The following is a 17627-nucleotide window of genomic DNA, read 5'->3' as shown; positions in this document are numbered from 1 at the left end:
CGTCCAAGACTAGCGGGCTGCAGCGTGCGGGCATAGAGGCATGTGACCGCGTCGTGGCTAATTGCTGGCAGCATTGGAATGCGCGGTCTTTACTCCCAGAGATCGGCCTTATGCCGATTCCCCCTAGGAGAAGCAATGAAATGAGCATAGTACGCACAGCGTTACCCCTGGTACTGCTCACCAGTGTGTTGACTGGTTGTGCAGGTTTGCAAAAAACCGACTGGCCTAAATGTGCCGCCGTCGGGGGTGTCGGTGGCGCCGCGCTGGGCGCTATCGAAAGTTCCAGCTGGGCTGGCTGGGGCGCGTTGCTGGGCGGCGGCCTGGCGGCAGGTTATTGCTGGGCCCATGGTGATGGCGACGAAGATGGCGATGGCGTGCCGGACAGCCGCGACAAGTGCCCGGGCACCCCACGGGGTGTGCAGGTCGATGCCAACGGTTGCCCGCCAGCTGCGCCGGCGGTGGTCGAGGAAGTGGTGGTGGTGGAGAAGGAAGAAGTCATCGTCATTCGTGATGTGCACTTCGAATTCGACTCTGCACGCCTGACTGCCACTGACAAGGAGCGCCTCAACACGATTGCCACGCGGCTGAAACAGGAAGCGCCCTCTGCCCGCCTGAGTGTCAGCGGCCATACCGACAGCGTCGGCTCCGACAGCTACAACCAGAAACTGTCCGAGCGCCGTGCCCACTCGGTGACCGACTACCTGGTGCAGAGCGGTGTACCGCGCAGCAGCTTCGTGTCGGTGGTGGGGGCCGGTGAAACCCAGCCGGTGGCCGACAATGCCACGGCCGAAGGGCGTGCCATGAACCGCCGTACCGAGATCAAGATCCAGCGCTAGCTCGGCGTGCGCCCGTGCCTTGCGCAGTGGCACGGGCGCTTTCTCAGCGCCGCCGACAATGAAACCGAGGAAAGGCGCGCGCAACCGACGGGTGGAACTGCACCTCAGCTGACGGGTGCTGGCGCCTGCCTTGGCATTGCAGTTAATGTGGAGCGCACGGCCGGCGCGAACGGGCCGGCACGCCATAACAATAATCAATGGGGGCGGGGTTATGAAGTTCATCCTGGGCCTGGGCAAGGTCCTGACAGTCGCATTCTGGGGCGTGGTGTTGTTCAACCAGTTGCTGCCCCAGCCGTTGCCTTTCAATCTGCTGATCAATGCCCTAGGCATCGTTGTGCTCAGCCTGCATCTGCTGGAAATTCTGTTCTTCAATGGCAGCTTGCGCGGGCGCAGCCACCGTTGGTTCGATCGCCTGCAAATTCTGTTGACGGGGATATTCCACGTCATGTCCATTCCCCGTGCGCAGGAGGCGCTGCGAAATGCGTAATCTGATACTGCTTGCCCTGTTGGCTGCCCCCTTTGCCCACGCCGAAAGCCTGGAGGTTGCTGCCAATTCCATGCTGCGCCTGCCGAGCAAGTCGGCCAGCGTACACCTTGAGCATTTGCGTGTTGCCGATGCTGCCACCCTGATGCTGCCTGCGTCGCTGGCGCAATTGAAGGTCGACCAGTTGGAGCTGGGGCGTGATGCGCGGATTGTCGTGGCCCCTGGCGAGCAGCCGTTGCTGATCGACGTGCGTAGCGCGCGCCTGGGCGAGGGCAGCGAGTTGAGTGCCACCGGCGCTGCGGGCAGCTACCAGCGGGCAGCCCGCCCCGGGCGTAGCCTGGACCTGGTACTGGCGGAGCTGGATGCCCAGCAGCTGGTCATCGACGCCCGGGGCGGCGCCGGTGCACCGGGCTACGCTGGGCTCGACGGCGGCAATGGCCAGGCCGGCGGCTGCACCTGGGGCCAGGCCAGCCGCGGGGCCAATGGCGATGATGGCGGCAACGGCCATGATGGTGCAGCAGGTGGGCGCATACGCCTGAGCTTGCCGCAAGGCTTTGCCCAGGAGCACATCGTGGTGCGCCTCGATGGCGGGGCGCCGGGCAAACCCGGTGAGCCTGGCAAGGCCGGCAAAGGTGGGGCGAGCAAGGGTTGCCTGGTGTACCGCACCGATGCCGGTGCCAATGGCCGACCGGGGCAGCCTGGCCAGCCGGGCTTGGCGGGGGCGGCGGGCGAGCTGATCCTGCAGCGCCTCTGAACCGTGTGCAGGGGCCTGGGTGCGGCGTTGTCGCCATGGGCCCCACCCACCGGCCGCGCAGGCAGCCCGCCAGGCGAAGGGCTGCCTGCGATCAGATCACCAGCCGCGAACTGGCCACCGCGACCACGGCCAGCCCCAGCAACAGGTGGATGCCCACCATTCGCCGAATGCGGGCCAGCACCGCCGCACCCGTGGGCCAGTCCTGCGCCTGTACCGCCGCTTTCAACTCTGGCAACAGCAAGGCCTGGATGCGCATGAACAAGGCGAACATGGCGATCCCGCCGCCGATCATCACGTGAACGTACTTCGGCGCAGTCTCGAACCCGCTGAAGCGCAGGTGCAACATGCCGATACCACTAATCGCCAAGATCGCCACCGCCAGCCAGACCCAGACGAAGAAGCGTCGGAAAACTTCCACCCACAAGCGCAGGCGCGCAGGCCCCTCAAGGGCTGTAACCGTGGCGGGGCGCAGCACCAGCCAGGCGAAGAACATGCCGCCAACCCATACCAGGGCGGCCAGAACATGCAGTGTGTAGGGCAGGGTAAAGGCGAGCATCCGGATCTCCATGCGGCACAATAGGCAATAGCGGGGTATGATAGCCGCCCCATGCGAAACACTGAAAATATATCCAGCCCTACGGGCGCCTGCAGACCATGATCAGCAACGAACTCAAAGCCACCATCCAGGGCGCCTATACGCGTTTTCTCGAAGCCAAGAGCCTCAAGCCGCGCTATGGCCAACGCCTGATGATCGCCGAAGTGGCCAAGGTGCTTGGCGACATTCCCTGCGACGATGAAGGCCGCCGTGCCGGCGAGCCTGCCGTGGTGGCGGTGGAGGCGGGCACCGGTACCGGTAAGACGGTCGCCTATGCGTTGGCCGCGATCCCGGCCGCCAAGGCCGCCGGCAAACGCCTGGTGATCGCCACCGCGACCGTGGCCCTGCAGGAGCAGATCGTCATCAAGGACCTGCCCGACCTGATGCGCAGCAGCGGGCTGAACTTCAGCTTCGCCCTGGCCAAGGGCCGTGGCCGCTATCTGTGCCTGTCGAAACTCGACATCCTGCTGCAGGAAGGCCATGCCCAGTCGGCCACTGCCCAGCTGTTCGAAGAAGAAGGCTTCCACATCGAAGTCGATGAGCGCAGCCAGAAGCTGTTCAACAGCATGATCGAAAAGCTTGCCGGCAACCGCTGGGACGGTGACCGTGACAGCTGGCCCGAGGCCCTGGAGGACCAGGACTGGGCCCGGCTGACCACCGACCACAGCCAGTGCACCGGTCGCCACTGCCCGAACTTCCAGCAGTGCGTGTTCTACAAGGCCCGTGAGGGGATGGGCAAGGTCGACGTGATCGTCACCAACCACGACATGGTACTGGCCGACCTGGCCCTGGGCGGCGGCGCGGTATTGCCCGATCCGCGCGATACCCTGTATGTATTCGACGAAGGCCACCACCTGCCAGACAAGGCCATCGGCCATTTCGCCCATTACTCGCGGCTTCGCTCCACCGCCGATTGGCTGGAGCAGACCGCCAAGAACCTGACCAAACTGCTGGCCCAGCACCCGCTGCCGGGGGACCTGGGCAAATACATCGAGCAGGTGCCGGAGCTGGCGCGGGAAGTCCGCACCCAACAGCAGTTCATGTTCACCCTGTGCGAACAGGTAGCGGACTTCCGCCCGAGCGAGGACACCGAAGGCCGCGAACGGCCGCGTTACCGCTTCGAGGGTGGCGTGGTACCGGAGCAGATCCGTGAGGTCGGCATCGAGCTGAAAAAGGGCTTTGCCCGGCTCAACGATCTCTTCACGCGGCTGGCCGACCTGCTCAAGGAGGGCATGGACGGCGAGGTCAGCATTGGTATCGCCAGCCACCAGGCCGAAGAGTGGTACCCACTGTTCGGCAGCCTCGTCACCCGTGCCCAGGGCAACTGGGAGCTGTGGACGGCCTTTACCGCCGAAGACCCGGAAGACAGCCCGCCGATGGCGCGCTGGCTCACCCTGGCTGAAAGCGGGGCCTTGTTCGACATCGAAGTCAACGCCAGCCCCATCCTCGCTGCCGAAATGTTGCGCCGCAGCCTGTGGAGCGTGGCCCATGGCGCGCTGCTGACCTCGGCCACACTGACCGCGCTGGGCAAGTTCGACCGCTTCCGCATGCGCTCGGGGTTACCGCGCGATGCCGTCACCTGCGTGGTGCCCAGCCCGTTCGTGCATGGCGATGCCGGCCTGCTGCGGGTGCCCGACCTGCAAGCCGACCCGCGCGACGCTACCGCGCATACGGCAGCGATCATCCGTGAGCTGCCGGGTATCGTCGAAGGGGCCCGGGGTGCGCTGGTGCTGTTCTCGTCACGCAAGCAAATGCAGGATGTGTTCGACGGCCTGGACCGGGACTGGCGCAAACTGGTGCTGATCCAGGGCAACCTGTCCAAGCAGGAAACCCTCAACAAGCACAAGGCCCGGGTCGACGATGGCCAGCACAGCGTGCTGTTCGGCCTGGCCAGCTTTGCCGAAGGGGTCGATTTGCCGGGGGCCTATTGCGAGCACGTGGTCATCGCCAAGATTCCGTTCTCGGTGCCCGACGACCCGGTCGAAGCTGCCCTGGCCGAATGGATTGAGGCCCGCGGCGGCAACCCGTTCATGGAAATCGCCGTGCCCGACGCCTCGCTCAAGCTGATCCAGGCCTGCGGTCGGTTGCTGCGTACCGAACAGGACCGCGGCATCATCACCTTGCTTGACCGGCGCCTGGTCACCCAGCGCTATGGCAAGGCTATTCTCAATGCGCTGCCGCCGTTCCGGCGGGAGATTTCCTGATCGCCGGAGCACTTGCTTCGGCGCGCTGTCCATTACTCAGTCCTGGGCCATGATGGCCCTGAAGGAGAGCCCCAGCCTTATGGTCCGCCGTACCCTGCCCGCTGTTTTCGCCCTGTTGTTCAGCTCGTCCGTATGGGCCGGGCAGCAGACGCTGTTCAGCTTCGTGCGCCCGGCCTCGGTGGTCAACGTGGCGACCGAGGATGCCGGTATGCCGCAGTACAACGCAGAGCAGACGGCCGAAGGCGAGGTGCTGCGGCGTGTGGTGTTCAACCCGGCGCAGCGGCCGACCTTGCGCCTGAGCCCGCAAAGTGGTGTGTGGGACTGGTCCAGCGGCAAGTTCCTTACCTTGCGCCTGCAAAGTGCCATGGACTGGGCGCTGACCGTGGATGTCACGGTGCAAGGCAGCGATGGGCGCACCCTGACCAGCCGTATCGATTTGCCGGCCGGCCCGGCGCAAACCGTGATGGTGCCGTTGACCGCCAGTTCGCCGTTGAGCCAGGGCATGCGCGCAGGCCCCCCCATGCCCTGGCTGCACGGCGGCCAGCGGCTGCTGCTGACCAACAGCGCCGGCGCTGTAGACCTCAAGCAGGTGGCTTCGGTCAGCTTGAGCATTCCCGGCCCCAAGGTCGCCCAGAACCTGTTGATCGAACGGGTGGGCATTCAGGATGACGACCAGGCCTACCAGGCGGCGTACCGTGAACTGATCGATGCCTATGGGCAGTCCACGCGTGGCAGTTGGCCGGAAAAGGTGGCCAACGACGAACAGCTCAAGGCAGCCGCCAACCGTGAACAGCAGCAACTCAAGGCTTGGCTGGCCGAGCGCGGCAAGCAGCAGTTGGATGCCTATGGCGGCCTGCTGGCGGGGCCGGCCTTTGCTGCCGAGGGTTTTTTCCGTACCGAAAAGCGTGATGGCCGCTGGTACCTGATTACCCCTGATGGCCACCCCTTCTATTCGCTGGGTGTCAATGCCGTGGCAGCCGACGGCGGGCGTACCTACACCGCCGGGCGTGAGGCCATGTTCAAGGCACTGCCGGGAGAGGGCGACGCCCTGGCAGCGTTCTACGGTGAAGGCAACAACGACGACGGCAATGCGTCCTCGCAGGGGCGCAATTTCAAGAAAGGGCGCTGGTTCGACTTCTATGCAGCCAACCTGCAGCGGGCCTATGGCAAGCTCTGCCTGCCGGCGGCGGCAGGGCAGCCGGCCGCTTGCCCACCACTGGTAGTGGACACTGGCCGTTGGCAGGCGCATGCGCTCGACCGTTTGCAGGCCTGGGGTTTCAACACGCTGGGCAACTGGAGCGAGCCTGCCCTCGGCCAGGCCGGGCGCATGCCCTATACCCTGCCGCTGTCGATCGTTGGCGATTACGCCAGCATCAGCACCGGCATGGACTGGTGGGGGCGCATGCCCGACCCGTTCGACCCGCGCTTTGCCATGGCCACCGAACGCGCCGTGGCCATTGCTGCCCGTGATCACCGTGACGATCCCTGGCTGATCGGCTACTTTGCCGATAACGAGCTGGCCTGGGCCGCACCGGGTAGCGAGCCCAGGGCCCGTTATGGCCTGGCCTACGGCACATTGCGCCTGACCACCGACGTGCCTGCCAAGCGCGCCTTCCTCAAGCAGTTGCGTGACAAGTACCGCAACCAGGAGGGGTTGTCCAAGGCCTGGGGCATCGAGCTGAACGCCTGGGAACTGATGGAGGATCCAGGCTTCGAGGCACCGTTGCCCAGCCCGGAGCACCCGGAAATCGAGCGGGACTACCAGCACTTCCAGCAGGTTTTCGCCGAAACCTACTTCAAGACCATTTCCGATGCCTTGAAATGGCATGCACCCAACCACCTGTTGCTGGGGGGCCGTTATGCCGTGAGTACGCCAGAGGCGGTCAACGCCTGCGCCGAGTTCTGCGATGTACTCAGTTTCAACTTTTATACGCTCAAGCCGCAGGACGGCTACGATTTCGCCCGCCTGGCCGAGCTGGACAAGCCGGTGCTGGTGTCTGAATTCCAGTTCGGTTCGCGTGATCGCGGCCCGTTCTGGCCGGGGCCACTGGAGCTGGCGCGAGAAGAAGACCGCGGCCCGGCCTATGCCAATTTCCTCACTGCCGCCTTGCAACAACCCATGATCGTGGGCGCGCACTGGTTCCAGTACCTCGACCAGCCGGCCAGCGGTCGCCTGCTCGATGGCGAGAACGGCCACTTGGGGCTGGTGGCGATCACCGATGTACCGTACCCCGGTTTTATCGATGCCGTGCGCAAGGCCAACGCCCAGGCCATGGCGCAACTGCGCACCGGCCTGGAGAAGAAACCGGCGCCATGATTACAGGTGGGTGCGGTGCGCTGGGCATCGCGACCGCCGGGCTCAAGCCAGTTTGCAAAACGCCCAACTACTGAAACAATGCAGACCTTTTTGACTATCGTCACACGGAGAGCAGCGGGTGCAGATCCAGGGTCACTATGAGCTGAAGTTCGAAGCCGTGCGCGAGGCTTTTGCCGCGCTGTTCGATGATCCCCAGGAGCGTGGCGCCGCGCTGTGCATCCAGGTGGGAGGCGAAACCGTGGTCGACCTGTGGGCCGGCAGTGCAGACAAGGACGGCCAGCAGGCGTGGCACAGCGACACCATCGCCAACCTGTTTTCCTGTACCAAGACCTTCACCGCGGTGACCGCACTGCAGCTGGTCGGCGAGGGCAAGCTGGCACTCGATGCACCGGTGGCCAACTACTGGCCCGAATTTGCCCAGGCCGGTAAGCAAGCGATCACCCTGCGCCAACTGCTCAGCCACCGTGCGGGTTTGCCCGCCCTACGCGCATTGCTGCCGGCCGAAGCCTTGTATGACTGGCAGGTCATGGTCGATGCCCTGGCGGCCGAAACGCCGTGGTGGGCGCCTGGCACGGAACACGGGTATGCCGCCATCACCTACGGCTGGCTGATCGGCGAACTGATTCGCCGGGCCGACGGCCGGGCCCCGGGTGACTCGATCGTGGCGCGTACCGCTCGCCCGCTAGGGCTGGATTTTCATGTTGGCCTGGCCGACGAAGCGTTTCACCGCGTGGCGCATATTGCCCGCGGCAAAGGCAACCCCGGCGACGCCGCGGCGCAGCGCTTGCTGCAGGTGACCCTGCGCGAGCCCGAGGCCTTGTCCACCCGTGCCTTTACCAACCCCCCGGCGATCCTGACCAGCACCAACAAGCCGGAATGGCGGCGCATGCAGCAGCCGGCGGCCAACGGCCACGGCAACGCACGCAGCCTGGCGGGGTTTTATGCCGGTTTGCTGGACGGCAGCCTGCTCGAGTCCGAATTGCTCGACGAACTGACCCGAGAACACAGCCTTGGCCAGGACCGCACCTTGCTCACCCAGACCCGCTTCGGCCTGGGCTGCATGCTCGATCAGCCGGAGGTGGCCAACGCCACCTTCGGCCTGGGGCCCCGCGCCTTTGGCCACCCTGGGGCCGGTGGTTCTGTGGGGTTCGCCGACCCGGAGCATGATGTGGCGTTCGGCTTCGTGGTCAATACCCTCGGGCCTTATGTGCTCATGGACCCGCGGGCGCAAAAACTGGTCCGTGTGCTTGCCGGTTGCCTTTGATCGGGTAATGCGGGTATTGCTTCAGCCCTTTGACTATCCTCAATGCCAACGCCTGAAGTGCCTAGGCAAAATATCTTTCTATTTCATGGTGTATCGCTGATGTCTTCACATAAAACCTTAGCACTCGCCCTGTGTCTGACCGCCGTTACCGGTTGCGCCAGCCACGCCCCGGAGGGCTCCAAGGAAGGTGGTTCCAGCTGGTGGCCTTTCGGTTCGGACAAGGTCGCCGAGCAGGAAGTGAAGGCAGCCGTCACAGACAATGTGGCCAAGGCCGATGCCAAGTCGGAAAGCACCAGCCGCTGGTGGTGGCCGTTCGGCGGTGACGACCAGCAAGCCAAGGGCCCTGTGGTGCCTAAAATCGACCAGCAGGCGACCCAGGCCTGGCTGGACGAGTACGAGCCGAAGCTGCGCGAAGCCATCAAGGACAGCAAGCTGGAACTGGAGCGCCGCGACAACGTGTTGGCCGTGACCCTGCCGGTGGACAGCTCGTACAACCCAGACCGCCCGAACATGCTGCTGCCCATGTCGCTTGGCCCGATCACCCGGGTTGCCAAAACGGTTGAAGGCGACCCCAAGACTGCCGTACTGGTACTGGGCCATGCCGACACCAGCGGTGCCGCTGCTGCCAACCAGAAGCTCAGCCTGGAACGCGCCGCGTCGGTTTCGGCCATTTTCCGCCTCAGCGGCCTGCAGCGTGACCGCCTGACCCTCAAGGGTATGGGTTCGGTAATGCCGCGTGCTGCCAATGACAGCCCCGAGGGCCGTGCCCTCAACCGCCGCGTGGAAATGCTGCTGACCCCGCAAAACACCATGGTCGCGCTGCTGGCCAAGTACCAACAGGCTGCTCCGGCACCGGCGCCGGCTGCAATGGTGGCCGTGCAGGATGCCAAGGCGCCTGCCGCCAAGCCGGCCACCAGCAAGCCGGCTGCCAAGCCCGCAGCGAAAAAGCCCGTGGCCAAGGCCAAGGCGCCTGCCAAAACCACGGCCAAGAAAAAAGCCGCGCCAGCCAAGCCTGTCGCCAAGAAAGCTACCACCGACAAGAAAGTAGCTGCCAATAGCCCTGCGAAGACCAACTGATCGTCAAGGAACGCAGCAATGACCCAATCCCTGGCCGATATGCGCCGCGACTACACCCGTGATGGCCTGGCAGAAGCCCAGGCGCCGGGCGAGCCGTTCGCCCTGTTTCACCAGTGGTTCGCCGACGCGGTCAAAACCGAGCAGGCGCCGGTGGAAGCCAACGCCATGACCTTGGCCACGGTGGACGGCGAGGGCCGTCCGCATTGCCGGGTACTGTTGCTCAAGGGGCTCGATGAGCAGGGTTTCACCTTTTTCACCAATTACGACAGTGCCAAAGGCCAGCACCTGCAAGCTAACCCGTTTGCAGCCATGACCTTTTTCTGGCCGACGCTGGAGCGCCAGGTGCGTATCGAGGGGCGGGTGGTGAAGGTGTCGGCCAAGGAGTCGGACGACTATTACCAGGTGCGCCCACTGGGCAGCCGCCTGGGGGCCTGGGCCTCACCGCAGAGCCGGGTGATTGCCGGGCGTGAAGAGCTGGAAGGGCTAGTGAAGGCCACCGAAGCGCGGTTTTCCGATACGCAGCCACATTGCCCGGAACATTGGGGTGGCTATCGCTTGCTGCCTGAGCGGGTCGAGTTCTGGCAGGGGCGGGCGAGCCGTTTGCATGACCGCCTCAACTACCGACGGGTCGATGGGCAGTGGCTGCGGGAGCGGTTGGCGCCCTGAGATTTTCCGGGGCTTGCCATGCCCTGTCGCGACACCGCGACAGGGCATGGCCTTGCGGCCCATCGCCGGCAAGCCGGGCCCCCACAGGTGGGATCAGGGCATGGTCGGTCTTTCAACGTGACCTTGAATACTCCACCGCCTCCCGTTGCAGCCAGCCTGCCAGTTCCCTGCGCTTCACCTTCGCCAGCCGCGCCTGCTCCAGCCTCTGCAGCATGAACGCGCGTTTGTGCGGATCAGCCCCTGCCAGCGACAACGCCAGGTCGCGGTCCATCCAGCGGCGCATGCGCACGTACAGCCACCCGTGGAAATAAAGCCCCGCAACGGTGGCCACCACGACGATGAAGTAATCCATGGCTATCCTTGGTCTCAATTGAAGCGCCATGGCACAGCCGCGCTGGCTGTACCCCGGCTGAATGAAAACAACTTTATTGCGTTTGTACCGTGACAGCCGTCAATGTGCAGCGTCTAATAAGCACCTGACTTATGGAGATTTTACCCATGCGTAAATCCGCTTTGCTGGTGGCAACCTTTACCACCATGTCGCTGCTGCTAGGGGGTTGTGCCTCGAGCCTGACCGGCGATAGCTACTCCCGTGATGAGGCCCGCCGCGTGCAAACCGTACGGATGGGCACTATCGAATCCCTGCGCCCGGTCAAGATCGAGGGTACCAAGACCCCGATCGGTGGTGGTGCGGGCGCCATTGTCGGTGGTGTGGCGGGCAGCGCCGTCGGCGGTGGCCGTGGCAGCATCGTTGCCGCAGTCATCGGTGCCGTTGCCGGTGGCCTGGCGGGTTCCGCTGCCGAAGAAGGCCTGACCCGTACCCAGGGTGTCGAGATCACTGTGCGTGAAGACGACGGCAGCATGCGTGCCTATGTCCAGGCCGTGCAGGAAAACGAAATCTTCCGTGTGGGCGACCGTGTGCGCATCATGACTGTTGACGGCACCAGCCGCGTTTCGCACTGAGCGTAGCGCAGCCAAACAAAACCCCGACTGGCGACTGCCAGCCGGGGTTTTTTTATGCTTCAGGCTGATGGCAGAGCCGGGGTACGCGAACCACGGCTCGGCTGACCCCCGTCAAAGGCCCAGCATGTCCCGCGCTACCGCTTCGGCAATGCGAATGCCGTCGACCCCTGCCGACAGGATGCCACCGGCATAACCTGCGCCTTCTCCGGCCGGGAACAGCCCCTTGAGGTTCAGGCTCTGATAGTCCTCGCCGCGGGTGATGCGCAGCGGCGACGAGGTCCGTGTTTCGATCCCGGTCAACACCGCATCAGGCAGGTTGTAGCCCTTGATCTGCCGGTCGAATGCCGGCAGTGCCTCGCGGATCGCCTCGATGGCGAACGCCGGTAGGCTTGGTGCCAGATCGCCCAGGGTCACGCCCGGCTTGTAGGATGGCTCGACACTGCCCAGCGCGGTCGACGGCCGCCCCGCAACGAAGTCACCCACCAGCTGTGCCGGCGCCTGGTAATTGCTGCCCCCCATCACGTAGGCATGGGCCTCCAGGCGTTCCTGCAGTTCGATACCGGCCAGCGGGCTGCCTGGGTAGTCGCGTTCGGGGTCGATGCCGACGACGATACCGGAGTTGGCGTTGCGCTCGTTACGCGAGTACTGGCTCATGCCGTTGGTAACTACCCGGCCCGGTTCGCTGGTTGCGGCGACCACGGTGCCGCCCGGGCACATGCAGAAGCTGTATACCGAACGGCCGTTACTGGCGTGGTACACCAGTTTGTAGTCGGCAGCCCCCAGTTTCGGGTGACCGGCGTATTTGCCCAGGCGCGCCTTGTCGATGAGCGTTTGCGGGTGCTCGATGCGAAAGCCCACCGAGAATGGCTTGGCTTCCATGTACACGCCTTTGGCATGCAGCATGCGGAAGGTGTCGCGGGCACTGTGGCCCAGGGCCAGAACCACATGGCGCGAGTGCAGTTGCTCGCCGCTTTCCAGCACCACGCCGGTCAACTGGCCATCTTCGATCAGCAGGTCTGTGACCTTTTCCTGGAAGCGCACTTCGGCCCCGAGGGCGATCATGTCCTGACGCATCTGCTCGACCATGCCGGTCAGGCGGAAGGTGCCGATGTGCGGCTTGTTGATGTACAGGATCTCGTCGGGCGCACCGGCCTTGACGAACTCTTCCAGCACTTTGCGGCCGTGGTGCTGCGGGTCCTTGATCTGGCTGTACAGCTTGCCGTCCGAGAAGGTGCCGGCGCCGCCTTCGCCGAACTGCACATTGGACTCGGGGTTGAGCACGCTCTTGCGCCACAGGCCCCAAGTGTCCTTGGTGCGCTGGCGCACTTCCTTGCCGCGTTCGAGGATGATCGGCTTGAAGCCCATCTGCGCCAGCAGCAGGCCGGCAAAAATGCCGCACGGGCCAAAGCCGACCACGATCGGGCGTTCCTGCAGGCCGGCCGGGGCCTGGCCAACGAACTTGTAGGTCACGTCGGGGGCAGGGCCGATGTTGCGATCATCGGCGAACTTGGCAAGCAGCTCGGCTTCGTTGCTGGCTTGCAGGTCGATGGTGTAGATGAACAGCAGCTCGCTGTTCTTCTTGCGCGCATCGTAGCTGCGCTTGAACAGGTTGAAGCTGAGCAGTTGCTCGTCGCGGATGCCCAGGCGCTGGACGATGGCGTCACGCAGCGCTTCGTCGGGGTGGTCCAGGGGCAGCTTCAGTTCGGTGATTCGTAGCATGGCAGGGTCCAGTATCCCGGCCATGGGCGGCCGGCGGCTTTACACAAACCGCCAAGTATAAGCTGTTAGCCGCCTTGACTGGCAGGATAAAAGCGCCCGGTGATCAGTTGTCGCGTGCGCCGCCGTAGTAGCCGCAGCCTTGCAAGGTCTTGCCGTCGATGCGCAATTCGGCACGCAGGTGGTCAACGGCCCCAGTGGCGCTGTCTACGCAGCGTTGTGGTGCGACCCACAGTTCCACATGCTGACCGTTGGCTTCGCTGGTCAGGGTCAGGCCGCCACCGGGGACTTCTTCTTCAAGGAATGGCAGGGGCAGGGGCGCTTGACCCACGCGGTTGAGCACCATGCCCTTGCCACTGGCCTTGACGTCCCAGCCCGGCTCGTGGCCGCTGGCGCGCAGGGTCAGTTGCCTGAAATTGGGGTCCTCGCAGGCGCGGGCGGACGGTTCCAGGCGGTACAGGCGACGCACTTCCAGCTGGCCGTCGCTATTGGCCTGCTTGCTGCCGGTGAGGCGGCCGCGCACATCGGCGAACAGCTTGTCATTGGCACCCTTGGCCAGGTTGGCGGCTTCTTGCAGGATGCCGGTGGCGCCAACGTCATTGATCACGAAGGTACGGTTTTCGCTGCAAGGCTTGAACAGCAGCTGGCCACCGGCAGCGCGCAGTTCGCCCTGCATGCGCGTGGTGCCGATGTTCGGGTCGCTGGGGGCGTCAGCCATCAGTTGGCAGCCGGCGAACAGGGGCAGCAGGGCGGTGAGCAGCAGGGTGGGGGTCAGGCGCATGGGGCGGGCTCCGGGATCTTTGCCGTGAAAGCTGGCCACGTTACGCAGGCTGGCGGTGGATCTCAAGTCAAGGGTTGCTCGCACAGGCGCCCACTGCCCTGAGGATTGCGGGGGACTTGCAGGCGCTGGCTTGCCGGCGACGGGGGGCGATGCAGACAACACGTTCCTTGCAGGCAGAAAAAAGGGCCTGTGAAGGCCCTTTCCCCAATCAACCACCCAGATACGCGTCGCGCACCTTCGGGTCGGTCAACAAGGCTTCCCCGGTACCTTGCATCACCACCCGGCCGTTTTCCAGCACGTATGCCCGGTCGGCAATCTTCAGCGCCTGGTTGGCGTTCTGTTCCACCAGGAACACCGTTACGCCGTCACGGCGCAACTGTTCGATGATGTCGAAGATCTGCTGGATGATGATTGGCGCCAGGCCCAGCGAGGGTTCGTCGAGCAGCAGGAGCTTGGGCTTGCTCATCAGCGCACGGCCAATGGCGAGCATCTGCTGCTCGCCACCCGACATGGTGCCGCCACGCTGGGCGTAGCGCTCCTTCAGGCGCGGGAACAACTGCAGGACTTTGTCCAGTTGCGCCTGGTAGTCGCCTTTGTCGGTGAAGAAACCACCCATCGCCAGGTTCTCCTCGACGGTCAGGCGGGCGAACACGCGGCGGCCTTCCGGTACCACCGCAATGCTCTTGCGCATGATGTGCGAGGACGGCTGGCCGACCAGTTCTTCACCCAGGTACTTGATGCTGCCGCTGTGCGCCTGGGGTGAGCCGCACAGGGTCATCAGCAGGGTCGACTTGCCGGCCCCGTTGGCACCGATCAGGGTGACGATCTCGCCTTGGTTGATCTCCACGTTGACGCTGTGCAGTGCCTGGATCTTGCCGTAGAAGGTGGAAACGTTCTCGAACTTCAGCATTTACGCTTCCCCCAGGTAGGCTTTGATCACATCAGGGTTGTCGCGGATCTCCTCCGGCGTGCCGTGGGCCAGGGGGGTGCCCTGGTTGATCACCACGATATGGTCGGAAATGCTCATCACCAGCTTCATGTCGTGCTCGATCAGCAGCACGGTGACGTTGTGCGACTCACGCAGGTAGCCGATCAGGGCCTTGAGGTCTTCGGTTTCCTTGGGGTTCAGGCCAGCTGCCGGCTCGTCGAGCATGATGATGCGCGGCTGGGTCATCATGCAGCGGGCGATTTCCAGGCGGCGCTGCTGGCCGTAGGCGAGGGTGCCGGCGGTACGGTTGGCGAACTCGGTCAGGTTGACCTTTTCCAGCCAGTACTGCGCGCGCTCCATGGCCTCCTTTTCGCTGCGGCGGAAGCCCGGGGTCTTGAACAGGCCAGCGAAGAAGTTGGTGTTGAGGTGACGGTGCTGGGCGATCAGCAGGTTTTCCAGCGCGGTCATTTCCTTGAACAAGCGCACGTTCTGGAAGGTGCGCACCACGCCTTTGCGGGCGATCTGGTGCCCGGCCAGGCCCTGGATGGGCTGGCCATCGAGCAGGATGGTGCCGCCGCTGGGCTTGTAGAAGCCGGTCAGGCAGTTGAACACCGTGGTCTTGCCGGCGCCGTTCGGCCCGATCAGTGCCACGACCTGTTTTTCCTTGACGGTCAGGCCCACGCCGTTGACCGCCAACAAGCCGCCGAAGCGCATGCTCAGGCCGCTGACTTGCAGAATTTCGCGGCTCATCGACGCAGCTCCATGTGTGGACGTTGCATAGGCAGCAGGCCTTGCGGACGCCAGATCATCATCAACACCATCAGCGCACCGAACATCAGCATCCGGTATTCGCTGAACTCCCGCATCAGCTCTGGCAGCAGGATCATCACGATGGCCGCGAGGATCACGCCCAGTTGTGAGCCCATGCCGCCGAGCACGACGATGGCGAGGATGATCGCCGACTCGATGAAGGTGAACGACTCGGGCGTCACCAGGCCTTGGCGTGCAGCGAAGAAGCTGCCGGCGAAACCGGCGAAGCAGGCACCCAGGGTGAACGCCGAAAGCTTGATCACCGTCGGGTTGAGGCCCAGTGCACGGCAGGCGATCTCGTCTTCGCGCAGGGCTTCCCAGGCGCGGCCGATCGGCATGCGCAGCAGGCGGTTGATGACGAACAGTGCCAGCAGGGCCAGCAGCAGGGCCACCAGGTAGAGGAAGATAACCTTGTTGATCGAGTTGTACGGCAAGCCGAAGAACTCATGGAAGGTCTGCATGCCCTCGGCGGCACGGCGTTCGAAGGTCAGGCCGAAGAACTCCGGCTTGGGAATGTTGCTGATGCCGTTGGGGCCGCCGGTCCAGTCGGTGAGGTTACGCAGGAACAGGCGGATGATCTCGCCGAAGCCGAGCGTCACGATCGCCAGGTAGTCGCCGCGCAGGCGCAGCACCGGGAAGCCGAGCAGGAAGCCGAAGGTGGCGGCCATCAGGCCGGCGATCGGCAGGCATACCCAGAAGCTCCACCCCAGGTAATGCGACAGCATGGCGTAGCTGTAGGCGCCGACGGCGTAGAAACCCACGTAACCCAGGTCGAGCAGGCCCGCCAGGCCAACCACGATGTTCAGGCCCAGGCCCAGCAACACGTAGATCAGGATCAGCGTGGCAATGTCGACCGCGCCGCGTGAACCGAAGAACGGCCACACCAATGCGGCGACGATCAGGCCCATGATCACGTAGCGCTGGGTTTTCGGCAGGGTCAGGTAGTTGCTGACTGCCGGTGGGATCAGTTTGCGGTCCGAGCGGCGGCCCATCACCGCACTCCACTGCCGGTCGAACAGTACCCGCAGGAACATCAGTAGCGAACACACGGCAATGATGCTGATGGTGAACGTGCCTTGGCTGTGCACCACCAGGCTGATGCCGTCGATGCTCAGTTTCAGGCCCAGCACCGGGAAGGCCACGGCCCAGACCAGCAAGGCGCTGAAGAACGCCTGTTTGAGATTTCTGTTCATACTTTTTCAACCTCCGGGCGGCCCAGGATGCCGGTCGGCCGGAATAGCAGGACAAGAACCAACAAGCCGAATGCCACGACGTCCTTGTACTGGTCACCGAAGATATCGGCGCCGAACGCTTCGGCCACGCCCAGCACCAGCCCGCCGAGCATGGCGCCCGGGATGCTGCCGATGCCACCCAGTACCGCCGCCGTGAAGGCCTTCAGGCCCACCAGGAAGCCGGCGTTGGGGTTGATCACCCCGTACTGCATGCTCAGCAGCACGGCCGCCACGGCTGCCAGGGCGGCACCGATGACGAAGGTGAGGGCGATGATGTTGTTGGTGTTGATGCCCAGCAGGTTGGCCATCTTGATGTCCTCGGCGCAGGCGCGGCAGGCGCGACCCAGGCGGGAACGGGAGATGAACAGTGTGAGCAGGGTCATGGCCACCAGGGTGACCACGAACACCAAGATCTGCATGTAGCTGATCAGGACCTCCTCCGCGCCACCTGGCCCGAACGAGAAGCTGCCGGGGATCAGGTTGGGGATGGACTTGTCCTTGGAGTCTTGCGACAGCAAGACCGTGTTCTGCAGGAAGATCGACATACCGATGGCGGAAATCAGCGGGATCAGGCGGTTGCTGTTGCGCAGGGGGCGGTAGGCAACCCGTTCGATGCTGTAACCGTAGGCACTGGTGACGAAGATCGTCGCGACGAAGGCAACGGTCATCAGGATGGGCAGCGAGTGGATGCCCATCATAGCCAGGCCCGCCAGGGCGATGAAGGCCACATACGAACCGATCATGTACACCTCGCCGTGGGCGAAGTTGATCATGCCGATGATGCCGTACACCATCGTGTAACCGATGGCGATCAAGGCATAGGTGCTGCCGATGGTCAATCCATTAACCAGTTGTTGGAAGAAATGGTAGATCTCAGGCATTACAGCGCTCCTAAAAACCTGATTTGCATTTCGCTGGCGAGGGTAAGGCCAGGAAACCGCGGGTGACGGTTTTAAGATTTTCAGGTGAGCCCGCCCCCGGATCGCGGGGGCCAGGCCCA

General features: G+C 64.1%; 17 protein-coding genes. 9 read left to right on the top strand and 8 right to left on the bottom strand.

Annotated elements, in window-relative coordinates:
* Nucleotides 1-140 precede the first annotated feature (140 nt).
* The 3 genes from FPB55_RS19650 (at nt 141) to FPB55_RS19640 (ending at nt 2074) form a co-directional block, all read left to right on the top strand.
* Nucleotides 141-836, top strand: a complete 696-nt coding sequence (locus FPB55_RS19650) for an OmpA family protein (RefSeq protein ID WP_009684601.1) — start codon at nt 141-143, stop codon at nt 834-836.
* A gap of 211 nt (nt 837-1047) precedes the next feature.
* On the top strand, nt 1048-1323 hold the full coding sequence (locus tag FPB55_RS19645; protein ID WP_009684602.1) for a DUF1145 domain-containing protein: 276 nt from the start codon (nt 1048-1050) through the stop codon (nt 1321-1323).
* A complete protein-coding gene (locus FPB55_RS19640) occupies nt 1316-2074 on the top strand; it encodes a collagen-like protein (protein WP_009684603.1) in 759 nt (252 codons plus the stop codon). Before FPB55_RS19645 ends, FPB55_RS19640 begins: the two co-directional genes overlap by 8 nt.
* A gap of 91 nt (nt 2075-2165) precedes the next feature.
* Here FPB55_RS19640 and FPB55_RS19635 read toward each other — a convergent pair whose 3' ends face one another.
* Nucleotides 2166-2630 (bottom strand): CopD family protein, encoded by a 465-nt coding sequence (locus FPB55_RS19635; protein ID WP_144189123.1) that lies wholly within the window; start codon nt 2628-2630, stop codon nt 2166-2168.
* Between the two features lie 98 nt (nt 2631-2728).
* Between FPB55_RS19635 and dinG the strand changes: the two genes are divergently transcribed.
* The 5 genes from dinG to pdxH all read left to right on the top strand — a co-directional run bounded on the left by dinG (nt 2729) and on the right by pdxH (nt 10197).
* The gene (dinG, locus tag FPB55_RS19630) at nt 2729-4873 is read left to right on the top strand and encodes an ATP-dependent DNA helicase DinG (RefSeq protein ID WP_144189121.1); all 2145 of its coding nucleotides are present in this window, start codon (nt 2729-2731) and stop codon (nt 4871-4873) included.
* 79 nt (nt 4874-4952) lie between these two features.
* Complete coding sequence (locus FPB55_RS19625; RefSeq protein ID WP_144189119.1) at nt 4953-7190, top strand: beta-galactosidase; 2238 nt, start codon at nt 4953-4955, stop codon at nt 7188-7190.
* 118 nt (nt 7191-7308) lie between these two features.
* Nucleotides 7309-8454 (top strand): EstA family serine hydrolase, encoded by a 1146-nt coding sequence (locus tag FPB55_RS19620; protein ID WP_029887506.1) that lies wholly within the window; start codon nt 7309-7311, stop codon nt 8452-8454.
* 99 nt (nt 8455-8553) lie between these two features.
* A complete protein-coding gene (locus FPB55_RS19615) occupies nt 8554-9531 on the top strand; it encodes an OmpA family protein (protein ID WP_029887507.1) in 978 nt (325 codons plus the stop codon).
* Nucleotides 9532-9549: 18 nt separating this feature from the next.
* Nucleotides 9550-10197 (top strand): pyridoxamine 5'-phosphate oxidase, encoded by a 648-nt coding sequence (pdxH, locus tag FPB55_RS19610; RefSeq protein WP_144189117.1) that lies wholly within the window; start codon nt 9550-9552, stop codon nt 10195-10197.
* 112 nt (nt 10198-10309) lie between these two features.
* Here pdxH and FPB55_RS19605 read toward each other — a convergent pair whose 3' ends face one another.
* Nucleotides 10310-10549, bottom strand: coding sequence for a hypothetical protein (locus FPB55_RS19605; RefSeq protein WP_029887509.1), 240 nt, complete (start codon nt 10547-10549; stop codon nt 10310-10312).
* Nucleotides 10550-10695: 146 nt separating this feature from the next.
* Between FPB55_RS19605 and FPB55_RS19600 the strand changes: the two genes are divergently transcribed.
* Nucleotides 10696-11160 carry a glycine zipper 2TM domain-containing protein gene (locus FPB55_RS19600; protein WP_009684613.1) on the top strand — a complete coding sequence of 155 codons (465 nt, stop codon included), beginning with the start codon at nt 10696-10698 and terminating at the stop codon, nt 11158-11160.
* Nucleotides 11161-11271: 111 nt separating this feature from the next.
* Here the strand turns inward: FPB55_RS19600 and FPB55_RS19595 are convergent, their stop codons facing one another.
* The 6 genes from FPB55_RS19595 to livH all read right to left on the bottom strand — a co-directional run bounded on the left by FPB55_RS19595 (nt 11272) and on the right by livH (nt 17508).
* Entirely contained in the window at nt 11272-12879 is a 1608-nt protein-coding gene (locus FPB55_RS19595; RefSeq protein WP_009684614.1) for an NAD(P)/FAD-dependent oxidoreductase, read from the bottom strand.
* A 103-nt stretch (nt 12880-12982) separates the two neighbouring features.
* Nucleotides 12983-13657 carry a hypothetical protein gene (locus FPB55_RS19590; RefSeq protein ID WP_115294631.1) on the bottom strand — a complete coding sequence of 225 codons (675 nt, stop codon included), beginning with the start codon at nt 13655-13657 and terminating at the stop codon, nt 12983-12985.
* Nucleotides 13658-13865: 208 nt separating this feature from the next.
* Nucleotides 13866-14567 carry an ABC transporter ATP-binding protein gene (locus FPB55_RS19585; RefSeq protein WP_029887511.1) on the bottom strand — a complete coding sequence of 234 codons (702 nt, stop codon included), beginning with the start codon at nt 14565-14567 and terminating at the stop codon, nt 13866-13868.
* Nucleotides 14568-15335, bottom strand: coding sequence for a high-affinity branched-chain amino acid ABC transporter ATP-binding protein LivG (livG, locus tag FPB55_RS19580; RefSeq protein WP_009684617.1), 768 nt, complete (start codon nt 15333-15335; stop codon nt 14568-14570). It lies immediately after the preceding gene.
* Nucleotides 15332-16588 (bottom strand): high-affinity branched-chain amino acid ABC transporter permease LivM, encoded by a 1257-nt coding sequence (locus FPB55_RS19575; protein WP_009684618.1) that lies wholly within the window; start codon nt 16586-16588, stop codon nt 15332-15334. Before FPB55_RS19575 ends, livG begins: the two co-directional genes overlap by 4 nt.
* Nucleotides 16585-17508, bottom strand: a complete 924-nt coding sequence (gene livH / locus FPB55_RS19570) for a high-affinity branched-chain amino acid ABC transporter permease LivH (protein ID WP_008097482.1) — start codon at nt 17506-17508, stop codon at nt 16585-16587. The genes FPB55_RS19575 and livH overlap by 4 nt, the downstream gene beginning before the upstream one ends.
* Nucleotides 17509-17627: the final 119 nt, after the last annotated feature.

This window comes from Pseudomonas sp. BJP69, assembly GCF_007633355.1.
Classification (GTDB): domain Bacteria; phylum Pseudomonadota; class Gammaproteobacteria; order Pseudomonadales; family Pseudomonadaceae; genus Aquipseudomonas; species Aquipseudomonas juntendi.
This window is presented reverse-complemented; position numbering and strand designations above follow the sequence as displayed.

What these genes read in the sequence shown, in the direction of transcription:
- FPB55_RS19650 (WP_009684601.1), top strand. Translation starts at nt 141, where the DNA reads ATGAGCATAGTACGCACAGCGTTACCCCTGGTACTGCTCACCAGTGTG.
- FPB55_RS19645 (WP_009684602.1), top strand. Translation starts at nt 1,048, where the DNA reads ATGAAGTTCATCCTGGGCCTGGGCAAGGTCCTGACAGTCGCATTCTGG.
- FPB55_RS19640 (WP_009684603.1), top strand. Translation starts at nt 1,316, where the DNA reads ATGCGTAATCTGATACTGCTTGCCCTGTTGGCTGCCCCCTTTGCCCAC.
- FPB55_RS19635 (WP_144189123.1), bottom strand. Translation starts at nt 2,630, where the DNA reads ATGCTCGCCTTTACCCTGCCCTACACACTGCATGTTCTGGCCGCCCTG.
- dinG (WP_144189121.1), top strand. Translation starts at nt 2,729, where the DNA reads ATGATCAGCAACGAACTCAAAGCCACCATCCAGGGCGCCTATACGCGT.
- FPB55_RS19625 (WP_144189119.1), top strand. Translation starts at nt 4,953, where the DNA reads ATGGTCCGCCGTACCCTGCCCGCTGTTTTCGCCCTGTTGTTCAGCTCG.
- FPB55_RS19615 (WP_029887507.1), top strand. Translation starts at nt 8,554, where the DNA reads ATGTCTTCACATAAAACCTTAGCACTCGCCCTGTGTCTGACCGCCGTT.
- pdxH (WP_144189117.1), top strand. Translation starts at nt 9,550, where the DNA reads ATGACCCAATCCCTGGCCGATATGCGCCGCGACTACACCCGTGATGGC.
- FPB55_RS19605 (WP_029887509.1), bottom strand. Translation starts at nt 10,549, where the DNA reads ATGGATTACTTCATCGTCGTGGTGGCCACCGTTGCGGGGCTTTATTTC.
- FPB55_RS19600 (WP_009684613.1), top strand. Translation starts at nt 10,696, where the DNA reads ATGCGTAAATCCGCTTTGCTGGTGGCAACCTTTACCACCATGTCGCTG.
- FPB55_RS19595 (WP_009684614.1), bottom strand. Translation starts at nt 12,879, where the DNA reads ATGCTACGAATCACCGAACTGAAGCTGCCCCTGGACCACCCCGACGAA.
- FPB55_RS19590 (WP_115294631.1), bottom strand. Translation starts at nt 13,657, where the DNA reads ATGCGCCTGACCCCCACCCTGCTGCTCACCGCCCTGCTGCCCCTGTTC.
- FPB55_RS19585 (WP_029887511.1), bottom strand. Translation starts at nt 14,567, where the DNA reads ATGCTGAAGTTCGAGAACGTTTCCACCTTCTACGGCAAGATCCAGGCA.
- livG (WP_009684617.1), bottom strand. Translation starts at nt 15,335, where the DNA reads ATGAGCCGCGAAATTCTGCAAGTCAGCGGCCTGAGCATGCGCTTCGGC.
- FPB55_RS19575 (WP_009684618.1), bottom strand. Translation starts at nt 16,588, where the DNA reads ATGAACAGAAATCTCAAACAGGCGTTCTTCAGCGCCTTGCTGGTCTGG.
- livH (WP_008097482.1), bottom strand. Translation starts at nt 17,508, where the DNA reads ATGCCTGAGATCTACCATTTCTTCCAACAACTGGTTAATGGATTGACC.